General features: G+C 62.3%; 10 protein-coding genes. 9 read left to right on the forward strand and 1 reads right to left on the reverse strand.

The genetic code is table 11. The annotated features are described in order from the left end of the window. Positions 1-16 precede the first annotated feature (16 nt). From NKH97_RS16995 to NKH97_RS17025, 7 genes are read left to right on the forward strand one after another with little or no spacing between them, the layout of a single operon-like run. Positions 17-1,339, forward strand: coding sequence for an ABC transporter substrate-binding protein (locus tag NKH97_RS16995; protein WP_352798036.1), 1,323 nt, complete (start codon positions 17-19; stop codon positions 1,337-1,339). 8 nt (positions 1,340-1,347) lie between these two features. Continuing rightward, positions 1,348-2,310: a carbohydrate ABC transporter permease gene (locus NKH97_RS17000; protein WP_352760984.1), complete on the forward strand. Its 963-nt coding sequence runs from the start codon at positions 1,348-1,350 to the stop codon at positions 2,308-2,310. Beyond that, on the forward strand, positions 2,307-3,167 hold the full coding sequence (locus tag NKH97_RS17005) for a carbohydrate ABC transporter permease (protein WP_352679840.1): 861 nt from the start codon (positions 2,307-2,309) through the stop codon (positions 3,165-3,167). Before NKH97_RS17000 ends, NKH97_RS17005 begins: the two co-directional genes overlap by 4 nt. 21 nt (positions 3,168-3,188) lie before the next feature. Then, positions 3,189-4,043, forward strand: a complete 855-nt coding sequence (locus NKH97_RS17010; protein WP_352679837.1) for a sugar phosphate isomerase/epimerase family protein — start codon at positions 3,189-3,191, stop codon at positions 4,041-4,043. Further along, positions 4,040-4,903 (forward strand): PfkB family carbohydrate kinase, encoded by an 864-nt coding sequence (locus tag NKH97_RS17015; protein WP_352679833.1) that lies wholly within the window; start codon positions 4,040-4,042, stop codon positions 4,901-4,903. The genes NKH97_RS17010 and NKH97_RS17015 overlap by 4 nt, the downstream gene beginning before the upstream one ends. Beyond that, on the forward strand, positions 4,900-6,318 hold the full coding sequence (locus NKH97_RS17020; protein ID WP_352760986.1) for an NAD(P)/FAD-dependent oxidoreductase: 1,419 nt from the start codon (positions 4,900-4,902) through the stop codon (positions 6,316-6,318). Before NKH97_RS17015 ends, NKH97_RS17020 begins: the two co-directional genes overlap by 4 nt. 42 nt (positions 6,319-6,360) lie before the next feature. Continuing rightward, a complete protein-coding gene (locus tag NKH97_RS17025; protein WP_352798041.1) occupies positions 6,361-7,452 on the forward strand; it encodes an ABC transporter ATP-binding protein in 1,092 nt (363 codons plus the stop codon). Positions 7,453-7,599: 147 nt separating this feature from the next. Here the strand turns inward: NKH97_RS17025 and NKH97_RS17030 are convergent, their stop codons facing one another. Next, complete coding sequence (locus NKH97_RS17030) at positions 7,600-8,700, reverse strand: LacI family DNA-binding transcriptional regulator (RefSeq protein WP_352679897.1); 1,101 nt, start codon at positions 8,698-8,700, stop codon at positions 7,600-7,602. A gap of 218 nt (positions 8,701-8,918) precedes the next feature. On the opposite strand from NKH97_RS17030, the gene NKH97_RS17035 reads away from it, so the two are divergent. Together NKH97_RS17035 and NKH97_RS17040 are read left to right on the forward strand one after the other, a co-directional pair. Further along, a complete protein-coding gene (locus tag NKH97_RS17035; RefSeq protein WP_352761800.1) occupies positions 8,919-9,761 on the forward strand; it encodes an ABC transporter substrate-binding protein in 843 nt (280 codons plus the stop codon). Between the two features lie 96 nt (positions 9,762-9,857). Continuing rightward, a partial coding sequence (locus NKH97_RS17040; protein WP_352761801.1) for an ABC transporter permease subunit occupies positions 9,858-11,007 on the forward strand: 1,150 nt, incomplete at its 3' end.

An 11,007-nucleotide genomic window follows, 5' to 3' on the forward strand; every position in this document is an offset into this window, starting at 1 on the left:
TCTGAAGGAGCTATCTATGAAACGTTCGCTGCAAGTCGTGGCGGTCACGGTGGCCGCTGTATCATCATTGGGATTGTCGATAGGCGGCAGTTCCGCCGCTTCGCCGGTTGTCGCGGCCGACCCCACCGCCAAGGTGGAATACACCGGCACGCTGTCGGTCCTGACCAAGTTCGGGCTGCAACAGCTGTCACCCTATTTCGTCAACCTGGCGCAGGCCTTTCAAAAGCTCCATCCGGATGTGAAGGTCGAACTTATCCAGGAGAGCGACGACAGCGTGAAGGGCAAGACCAAGACGCTGGTCGCTTCCAACTCGCTGCCCGATATCTATTTCTCCTGGACAGGCAGCTGGGGCGGCAATTTCGTGCGCGGCAATCGCGCCGTTGATCTCACGCCCGTCATTGGTCCCGATACCGAGTGGGGCAAGTCGCTGTCTGCGGCCGCCGTCAAGGCGTTCGAATACAACGGCAGGTTCTATGGCATTCCGCTTTACCAGGACGCCAAGTTCATGGGCTACAACAAGCAGATCTTCGCCAAGCTCGGCCTCAAGGCACCCGCCACTTTCGAGGTATTGCTGACCAACTGCGACGCCATCCGCAAATCCGGCGCGACACCGATCTCCTTCGGCAACAAGGAGGCCTGGCCGGCAATACACTTTGCAGGCCAGCTGCTCGCCTACAACGTGCCGCAGGCAACGCTGGAACGGGACTTCGATCCGGCCACCGCCCAATACAGCGATCCGGGCTATATCGCAGCACTCAAGCAGTTCAGCCAGCTTGTCGAGCGCTGCACCGATGGCGCCGGCGTCAACGGCACATCCTATGCCTCGGCTCTCCAGGCCTTCACCAACGCGCAGTCGGCCATGTACTACCAGGAGATCATCGAGTTCGATCAGGCCGCCACGCCGGAGTCAGCGTTAAAGCCCGCCGATTTCGGATTCTTCCGGCTGCCGGTGGCCGGCGGCGCCAAGGGTGACCCCAAGTCTATCGAGGGCGCGCCGGAGGGCTACATGATCAATGCGGCGTCGAAGAACATCCCGCTGGCGATCGAATTCATGAAGTTCGTGACCTCGAAGGAAAACGCGCAGGTGCTTTCCGCGCCACCCTATGGCCAGCCGAGCGCCACCATCGGCGGCGCCTCGGAATCGAACATGAGCGCGGCTGTGGTCGACGGCCTCAAGGATATCAACGCCGCCTCATACCTCATGCCCTGGCTGGATACGGCCAACCCACCGCGCGTCGCCGCCGTCTGGCTGTCCAGCCTGCAGGCGCTGGCGGGCGGCTCGATGACGCCCGAGCAAGTGATGGACGAGGTGCGCAAAGCCGCATCCGCGGCCAAATAAAGCAAACCATGTCAAGGGCCTGGGACACAGTGGACACCGGCGCCGAGATTGGCGGCGTCGCCAGGCCGCAACGGCCAAAGAGCCGGCGGGCGCGCTTCGCCAATCTGTTGTCGTTGCGGTGGGCCGCGATTGCGCTCATCCTCATCGGCTGGTTCGTCTACTATCCCATCGTCGACAATTTCATCGTCAGCACCACCGACCAGGACATCTACACCGGCGAGGTCACCAGTGTCGGCCTCGCCAATTACGACCGGCTGCTGCATGACCCGGTCGTGTTGCTGGCGCTGTGGAACAACTGCCTCTACGCCATCATCTCCGTCATCTTCCAGGTCTTCGGCGCGTTCCTGCTGGCGGCCATCATCGAGGACCTGAAAAGCGATGGCTGGCGCCGCCTTTGGCGCGCGGTGTATTTCGTGCCGTCGGCCATCTCGATCACGGTGACCGGCCTGCTGTTTTATTTCATCTACCAGCCGCAGATCGGCTTGCTGGATGCAGCCCTCAGCCGTGTTGGTCTCAGCCAGCTCGTCATGCCCTGGCTCGGCAATGAGCACACCGCCATCTATGCCATCATTGCCATGAGCCAATGGCAGGGTTTTGGCTATTCGACGCTGCTGTTTGCCATTGCCATCCAGAAGATCCCGCGCGACCTCTACGACGCCGCGACGATCGACGGCGCCGGTCCGCTTCGCCGCCTGTGGAGCATCACCTTTCCGCTGACCCGGGAAATGACGGGATTGATGATCATCGTCACCATCACCGGCGCGTTCCAGGTGTTCAACGAGGTCATGGTGATGACCGCGGGCGGGCCCAACAACAGCAGCCAGGTGCTGGGCACGTGGCTCTACCAGAAGGCCTTTATCGAGGACAATTTCGGCTATGGCGCGGCGATTGCCGCCGTCATCTTCATGTTGACCATGCTCACAGGTGCGGCACAGCTCTGGTACACCAAGCGCCGCCGGGTGCAGCTATGAGCGCAACGATCGCAGCCGGTCGCGGCCGGCACGTCAATGTGTGGTCGGTCATCGCCAGGACATTGCTCTATTCGTTCCTGGTCTGCCTCGGTGTCGTCGTCATCTATCCGCTGATCTGGATGGCGCTGAGCGGCTTCAAGGACAATGCGCAGATCTTTGGCGATCCCTTCTCCCTGCCCACCCATTGGGCGTGGAACAACTACGTGCAGGCGTGGAACCAGGGCGTGCGTGGCTATGTAACAGTCTCGGTGCTGGTGACCGTCGCTTCGGCCATATGCACCGTGCTGATCAGCGCCTGGACGGCCTTCGGCCTGACCCGCACGAAGATGCCGGCAAAGCCGCTGGTTATCGCCATCGTTCTTGGCGGGCTGATGCTGAGCCCCACGGTGGCGATCATTCCACTGGTGAAGATGTTGCAGGCGCTCGGTCTCTACAACACCTACTGGGCGCTGATCATTCTCTACACGGCGTTCCGGGTGCCGTTCACCACCTTCCTCATCCGCGCCTACATGCTGGATCTGCCTGAAGACATCGACGAGGCGGCGACGATGGATGGCGCCAGCGAGGGTCAGATCTTCTGGCGCATCACCTTGCCGCTGTGCCGGCCGATCATCATCTCCTGCGTCATCCTGCACGTCCTGTTCGCCTGGAACGAATATCTCTTCGCCATGATCTTCACGAGCGGCTCGGATGTGCAGACGCTGCCGGTTGGACTGACGTCGATCATGGCAACCCACGGGACCAATTACGCCGTGGTGTTCGCGGCCATGACGATCTCGGCCCTGCCTATCGTGATCGTGTTCTTTGCCGCGCAACGCTACTTCATCCGTGGCCTGGCCGAAGGCATCGGCAAATAACAATTCCCGAAAGGAGCCTTCATGCCGCAGCTCGCTGCCCACCAGCTGATCGGAGCCAATTTCAGCTTTCAGCACATCCCCTTCGATGAGGTCGCCAGGACGATCCGCGACTTTGGCATGCGCGAGATCGAGCTGTGGGGGATTGCCCCGCATCTGGACCTGTTCCATGCTACGGGCGCTCGTGTCGAATCCGTTCGCCGGGTGCTTGCCGACAACGAGCTGTCGGCCTGGTGCTTCACCCCAGAGCAGGTGTTGTACCCAATCAACATCGCCTCCGGAGACGCCGCACTGCGCCAGGACAGCATCGAGCGGTTTTGCCGTGCGGCCGAAATCTGCGCGGCGCTTGGCGCCCGCTATCTCTTCCTGACGCCTGGCCGGGGCTACGAGAGCCAACCCCGGCAACCGGCATGGGACCGCGCGGTCGACGCGATCGGCGAGATCGCCCGGCGTGCCGCCGCAAACGGGGTGCGCTGCCTGCTCGAGCCGTTGCAGCGGTTCGAGAGCAACCTCGTCAATGATGCGGCGGGCCTGCGCCAAATGCTGGATGAGGTGGGCGCCGGCAACGTCGATGTCGTGCTCGACACTGTCGCCATGGCCACGGCCGGCGACACCGTGGCCGGCTATGTTGACCTGTTCGGCTCGCGGCTGGCGCATGTTCATCTGGTCGATGGCACGCCAGGCGGGCATCTGGTGTGGGGGGAGGGCACGCTGCCGCTCGGCCATTATGTCAGCGAACTCGCGCGCCTCGGCTATGCCGGAAAGTTCACCTTCGAGCCGTTCGGCAACGGCTCCTACGCGCTCGATCCGATAAAAGCCTGGACACGCTGCCTTGGCGCCATCGCGCCTTATCTCGATCGCGCAACGGTGCCGGCATGACGTCGAAGAAGCTTGTCGCCGTCGGGGACAATTGCCTCGATGTCTATTTGACCAACAACTTGATGACGGTGGGCGGCAACGCCTTGAATGTTGCGGCGCAATGGCGGCGCAACGGCTGGTCCGCGCGCTATTTCGGGGCCGTCGGGAACGATCCCGAAGGCGACGTGGTGCTTGCCGAGCTGGCAGGTGCCGGCCTATCGCGGGACGATGTCGAACGGCGTCCCGGCGATACGGCCGTCACCTTGCTGCGCGATGAATGCGGCGACCGGAAGTTCCTGCACGAATCCTTCGGTGTCGGCGAAAACTACATGCCGGCGCCCGCGCACTATGCGGTCATCGCCGCGGCCGACTGGGTGCATCTCGGCACCAACGCCAACAAGCACCTTGTCCAGCGACTGGTGGCGGACCATGTGCCGTTCAGCATTGATCTATCGACCGCCCATCTGGCGCTGCCCCTCAACGGCGTCCCGCTTTTGTTTGCGTCCGGCTCGGACGATGTCGATGTTTCCATAGAGCCATCGCTCGGGGCGCTCAGGGCTGCCGGCGCAAGGCAGGTGGTTTTGACCTGTGGCCGCCGCGGCTCCTACTTCGACGACGGCACGAATGTCGTGCATGCGCCGGCAACGCTTGTCGATGTCGTGGATACGTGTGGCGCCGGCGACAGTTTCATTGCCAGTTTCCTCGCAGGCTTCCGTTTCGGCGGCCTTGGCGCCCTGGAGGCACTGCACAGCGCGTCGATCGCCGCGGCGCAGACCTGCACCCATCTTGGCGGGTTTCCCCAGACACCGCGTGCCATACCCGATTGGCTGCCGGCCAAATATGCCAGCTTCATTGTCGATGCGCAGGGAGCCCAAGCGTGAGTACACTTCGTTTGCGGCAGCCTGCGGTCGCGCTTGCATCTGACCGGTCGTTTTGGCTGCAGGACATTGCCGTCGCCCCTGCGACCGAGCCGTTGCGAGGCGACGAGCGCGCCGACGTGGTGATCGTCGGTGGCGGCTATACCGGTCTGTGGACGGCGCTGCGGATCCTTGAACTGGCGCCGCAAACGCGGGTGATCATCCTTGAAGCCGATCTCTGCGGATCGGGGGCCTCGGGGCGCAACGGCGGTCAGGTCCATTCATGGTTCGCCGAAATCGACCAGATCAGTGCGGTCGTCGGTCTCGAGGAAGCGCGCCAGCTCTGCGCCGACACGGTGGCATCGATCGCGGAGCTGAAGGCGCTGCAGCAAAATGGCACCATAGACATGGACCTGAGGCTGGACGGATGGCTGTGGACCGCAAGCTCCATTGCGCAGGAAGGCGCCTGGGAGAACGCCGTCGCCTTGACGGCGGCTGTTGCAGAAAACCGTTTCAGGCCGCTGACAGCCGAGGACATTCAACGCCGCACCGGTTCATCGGCCTCCTATGTCGGCGTCGTCGAGACCACTGCCGGCACGGTCCATCCCGCCAAACTTGCCATCGGATTGCGCAAGCTGGCACTGGCACGCGGCGTCATCATCCACGAGCGCAGCCCGGTCCTCGCCATCGAACCCGGCACGACATGCACGGTGCGCACGGCGCATGGCGCGGTACGGGCCGACAAAATCGTGCTTGCCGCCAACGCCTGGCTTTCGGCGCTGCCGGAACTGCGGCGACATCTTTATGTCGTCGCCAGCGAGGTGATTGCCACTGCCGCCGTCCCCGAACTGCTCGACAGCATCGGCTGGCGCGACGGTGCCTCGATCTGCGATTCCCAGGCCCAGGTGCTCTACTACCAGCGCACCGTCGGGGGCAGGGTGGTCTTCGGTCGTGGCAGCGGCAACGTCGCCTTCAGTGGAAATTTCGGCGCCAGCTTCAACCGCAGCCCCGAGCACGGCCGCGACAATATGCGAGAGCTGCATCGGGTCTACCCCTCGCTGCGTGGTGTGGCTATGGAATATGACTGGTCGGGGCCGATCGACTGCGTGCCTGAACACGTTCCTGTCTTCGATCACCTGCGCGATCATCCCAACATTTTCTACGGCATGGGATTCAACGGCACCGGCATCGCGCAGACGCCGATCGCCGGACGCATTCTGGCCAGCCTCGTGCTCGAGCGAAAGGATCGCTGGAGCGCAAGCGGTCTGGTCGGCATCGAGCGGCGCATGTCGCTGCCGCCCGAGCCTTTGCGTTATCTCGGCGCCAGACTTGTCCGCGCCGCGGTGCGCCACAAAAACGAGGCCGAGATCGGCAACCGCAAGGCGGGCAGGATCACCAATCTTTTGGCGGCACTGAAGCCAGGCAGGCGCAAGAAGTAGCCGGGGCATCTGGCTCATCGTCACGCAATCGAGGGGAGCACAATGGCAGATCTGAGCCTCCGGCAAATCAGGAAATCATACGGCAATCTGCACATTCTCCACGGCATCGACCTCGATATTAAGTCGGGCGAGTTCATCGTCTTCGTCGGCCCGTCGGGCTGCGGCAAGTCGACATTGCTGAGGTCGATCGCCGGGCTCGAGGAAATCACCTCCGGCGAGCTCAGAATAGCCGGCGAAGTGGTGAACGACGTGCCGCCGTCGAAGCGCGGCATCGCCATGGTGTTCCAGTCCTACGCGCTCTACCCGCACATGACCGTCTATGACAACATGGCGTTCTCGATGAAGATCGGCAAAGAGAACAAGGCCGAGATCGACCGCCGTGTGCGTCAGGCCGCCGAGATCCTGCAATTGACCAAATATCTCGACCGCCTGCCCAAGGCGATGTCAGGCGGCCAGCGCCAGCGCGTCGCCATCGGCCGCGCCATCGTGCGCAATCCGAAGGTGTTCCTGTTCGACGAGCCGCTTTCGAACCTCGACGCCGCGCTGCGCGTCGCCACCCGCATCGAAATCGCCAAGCTCAAGGAATCGATGCCCAACACGACCATGATCTACGTCACCCACGATCAGGTCGAGGCGATGACGCTGGCCGACCGCATCGTGGTGCTCAAGGACGGCCATATCGAGCAGGTCGGCACGCCGATGGATCTCTACAAGAAGCCCGGCAATCTGTTCGTTGCCCAGTTCATTGGCTCGCCGGCCATGAACATCCTGCCCGCGACCATCGAAAAGACCGGCAATCCGACCGTCGTCAGCCATGTCGGCGGACGCAAGGCAACCGTACCGATCGCAACGCCTGCTTCGGCGAAGGGTGCTGCGGTGAGCTTCGGCGTGCGGCCGGAAGACCTGATCATCGCCAGCGGCGCTGACTATCTGTTCGAGGGGACGGTCGACTATGTCGAGCAGCTCGGCGAGGTTCAGCTGGTCTATGTCGACACCGGTCGCGCCGACCTGCCGCTGGTGACCAAGCTGCCCGGCAATGTCGAGGTCAAGCGTGGGGCAAAGCTGCGGCTGAATGCAAACCCGGCCGATCTCCACATCTTCGATGCGGCTGGGCGTTCGCTCTTCAAACCATGAGCCGGCACGTGCCGGTCGCCATGAGGGTGGACGCAGCATTGCGAACAGGGTGTTTGCTGGGCTTGATCGATCCCATAAGTGTGAAAGCGGGAGTGCGTCGAGCTTCGCCTTGTTGCGTTCGCGTATTTCAATGGGGTCGTGTCGCCGTCAGGCCTTTGCCTGGCGCCCTTGCGGCCTTTCATTTGCGGGCGGGCCGACGGATCCACGTTCAATGATGGCGGTCGGCAAGATGAGCCGTTCGGGCGGTCGAACTTCGCCCTTCAATCGCCGGATGAGCAATTCCGCGACGCTCTTGCCAAGCGCGTAAACCGGCTGGTCGATGACGGTAATGGGCGGAGTGGTGACGCTCGTCCAGTCCGCATCATGGAAGGTGATGAGCGAAATGTCGTCGGGAACCCGCAGGCCGCGCTCGCGGATCACCTTAAAGATTTCCAGCGCAATGACGCTGTCCGAGGCAAGGATCGCCGTCGGCCGATCCGGCGCGGACAGCATCTCGCCTGCAATCCTGCGCGTTTCGGCGGGGCTTGTTGCGCCAAGGCGAACATAGCGTTCTGGCCGATCAAGTCCGGCCTCTCGGCACACGGTGAGGAAACCGTCGATGCGCTCGCGGACCGACGAGGTGTAGATCTGCCCGAGATCGCGGTAGTCATGGCCTTCGGCATCGACCGCGGTCACATAGGCGATGTTGTGGTGGCCGGCTTCCGCCAGACAGCGGGTCGCCTGCATGGCAATACCGTGATCGTCGATCGTGACGGTATCGACATCCAGATCCGGCAGCGCCCTATCCAGCAGGGCAAGCGGTCGGCCTGAGCGGTGGATATCGCGCAAATGCGCAATGTCGCGCGATTCCGATGGCGTGACGATCAGCCCGTCGACACGCTTGCCGATCAGCAACTTCACGGCTGCCTTTTCCGCCTCGATCTTTTCGCCGGAGTTGGCCAGGATGACATTGAACCCGGCTGCTTTTGCCGCGTCGCTGATGCCGCGTACCGCGAGGCTGAAGAACGGGTTCTCGATATCGCCGACAACCACCCCGATGATGCCGGAGCGGCCGGTCGTCATGCTGCGGGCGAGCTCGTTCGCACGGTAGTCCAGAGCCTTGGCCGCAGCCATGACATCGGCCCGGATCATGTCGCTGACGACGCCGTATCCGCCGAGCACGCGCGCAGCTGTCGCTTTCGACACGTTCGCTGCGCGAGCGACATCGCTGACCGTTATCGACTGGGTCTTGGGCGCGGTTTTTTTCATCGGATGAACGACTACAAGAGTTGTTGACGGAAGGTCAATCTGACGATAACGATTACCAAAGAGACCGGTCTCACGCAATAAGAGACCGGTCTCTTCTGAAAGGGCAGACCAAGAGTCATGACGACGCGGCGGATGCTGCGACGGGGTGCGGTCAGGCGCCAGATGGCGAGCCCCACGCAAATATCAATAAGAACAGACCTTCAGAGTGGAGATAAGACATGAGCAGGACAGAAATTCTCAAATCGTTGATGTCGCCGGTCAGGACCGGCGCAATGGCGCTTATGGCGATGTGCGTCGGCGCCGGGTTGGTTTCGGGAGCGGCCTCCGCGGATGACAATCCCTATGGTCTTATTGATGCGAAAGTAATCAGCGTCGGGACCATGGGCGATGCCAAACCCTACGCCTTCACCCAGGCCGATGGCACGTTCACTGGCTTCGACATCGAATTGTTCCGCAACGTCGCGAGCCGCCTTGGATTCAAGCCGGACCAGGTGATCTTCACCGGCCAGGAATTCTCGGCGCTGATGCCTTCTGTTGCCAACGAGCGCTTTGATATAGCGGTCGCGGCAATCGGCACGACGGAAGCACGCAAGAAGACCGTCGACTTTTCCGACGGGTATCTTGCAGGCTATCTCTCTGTGCTTACCGCCGACAAGGCCATCACGTCGGCGGAGGGGCTCAAGGGCAAACGCCTCGGCGTGGTGCAAGGCACGCTCCAGGAAATTTACGCGGCGAAGAACTTCGTCGGAACCGATCTCGTCAAGTTCCCCGACAACAACTCCGCCGTTTCAGCACTCAACAACGGAACCGTGGCTGCTCATTTCCTCGATTACGAGGCCGCCAAGGACTATGGCGTTCGCTATCCGAACCTGAAGGTCGCGGTCAATATACCTTCCTTTGACGCGCCGGCTGGCTTCGTCCTGCGCAAGGGCAACGACAAGCTCCGCAATGCTCTGAACTCCGCTCTTCACGCGGCCATGCAGGACGGAACCTGGAAGACGCTTTACGAGAAGTGGTTCCCCGGCTCGCCGATGCCCGACCAGTATCTCCCCAAGAAGTAAACCGCACCCGGCTGCCGGCATTTAATGCCGGCGGCCGAACCCGGGCTACCGTCCTTGATGCGGACGATGCGGATAGCGCAACCGAAAGGAGGGCGAATGAACTGGCTCGAAAACCTGCGGCGCAGTTTCCTCGACTGGCAGGCCATGGCGGACGTGCTGCCCAGCATGATCACGATCGGATTGAAGAACACCTTGATCCTCGCCGCCGCCTCGACGGTGCTGGGTGTCATTCTCGGCATGATCCTGGCGGTCATGGGCATCTCGCAATCGCGCTGGCTGCGCATTCCCGCCCGGGTCTACACGGATATTTTCCGTGGCCTGCCGGCGATCGTCACCATCCTGCTGATCGGCCAGGGATTTGCCCGCATCGGCCGTGAAATCTTCGGGCCTTCGCCCTTTCCGCTCGGCATTCTTGCGCTGAGCCTGATCGCCGGCGCCTACATCGGCGAAATCTTTCGCTCGGGCATCCAGAGCGTCGAGCGCGGGCAGATGGAGGCCTGCAGGGCGCTCAGCATGAGCTACGGCCAAGGCATGCGCCTGATCGTGATACCGCAAGGCATCCGCCGCGTCTTGCCGGCCCTGGTCAACCAGTTCATCGGCAACGTCAAGGATTCAAGCCTTGTCTACTTCCTCGGTCTGCTCGCCTCGGAGCGCGAGATTTTCCGTGTTGGTCAGGACCAGGCAGTGGTCACGGGAAACCTCTCGCCATTGCTTCTGGCCGGCGTTTTCTATCTCGTCATCACTGTGCCGTTGACCCATGTGGTCAACTACATCGACAACTCGCTGCGAGCCGGAAAGCAAAAGGCTGCCCTCGTCATCAGCGGCCTTGCCGAAGTGAGCGAACTGGAGGGCACCACCGGCAGTGCACCTTCGCGGGCCGGCCCTGATGCCGGCTCCGCGCTGCCCCGCTTCAAGGGCGGCAGTCTTGCCATCACCGATCTCGACATGGCCTACGGCGATCTCGATGTTCTCAAAGGCGTCAGCCTGGCAGTCAAGCCTGGCACGGTCACATGCGTGATTGGCCCATCAGGTTCGGGCAAGTCGACCCTGCTGCGCTGTCTCAACCGCCTGGTCGAGCCCAAGGGTGGTGAGGTGTTGCTCGATGGCGCGAGCATCCTGGCGATGAAGCCCGAGAGACTGCGCCGGCGTGTCGGCATGGTTTTCCAGCAGTTCAACCTGTTTCCCGACCACACAGCCCTGGAAAACGTCATGCTGTCGCTGACCAAGGTCAAGGGCCTTCCGGTGC

This window comes from Mesorhizobium sp. M0870, from assembly GCF_040319775.1.
Taxonomy (GTDB): Bacteria; Pseudomonadota; Alphaproteobacteria; order Rhizobiales; family Rhizobiaceae; genus Mesorhizobium.

Coding starts and splice junctions, on each gene's coding strand:
- NKH97_RS16995 (WP_352798036.1), top strand. CDS start 17: ATGAAACGTTCGCTGCAAGTCGTGGCGGTCACGGTGGCCGCTGTATCA.
- NKH97_RS17030 (WP_352679897.1), bottom strand. CDS start 8,700: ATGAAAAAAACCGCGCCCAAGACCCAGTCGATAACGGTCAGCGATGTC.
- NKH97_RS17005 (WP_352679840.1), top strand. CDS start 2,307: ATGAGCGCAACGATCGCAGCCGGTCGCGGCCGGCACGTCAATGTGTGG.
- NKH97_RS17015 (WP_352679833.1), top strand. CDS start 4,040: ATGACGTCGAAGAAGCTTGTCGCCGTCGGGGACAATTGCCTCGATGTC.
- NKH97_RS17025 (WP_352798041.1), top strand. CDS start 6,361: ATGGCAGATCTGAGCCTCCGGCAAATCAGGAAATCATACGGCAATCTG.
- NKH97_RS17010 (WP_352679837.1), top strand. CDS start 3,189: ATGCCGCAGCTCGCTGCCCACCAGCTGATCGGAGCCAATTTCAGCTTT.
- NKH97_RS17035 (WP_352761800.1), top strand. CDS start 8,919: ATGAGCAGGACAGAAATTCTCAAATCGTTGATGTCGCCGGTCAGGACC.
- NKH97_RS17000 (WP_352760984.1), top strand. CDS start 1,348: ATGTCAAGGGCCTGGGACACAGTGGACACCGGCGCCGAGATTGGCGGC.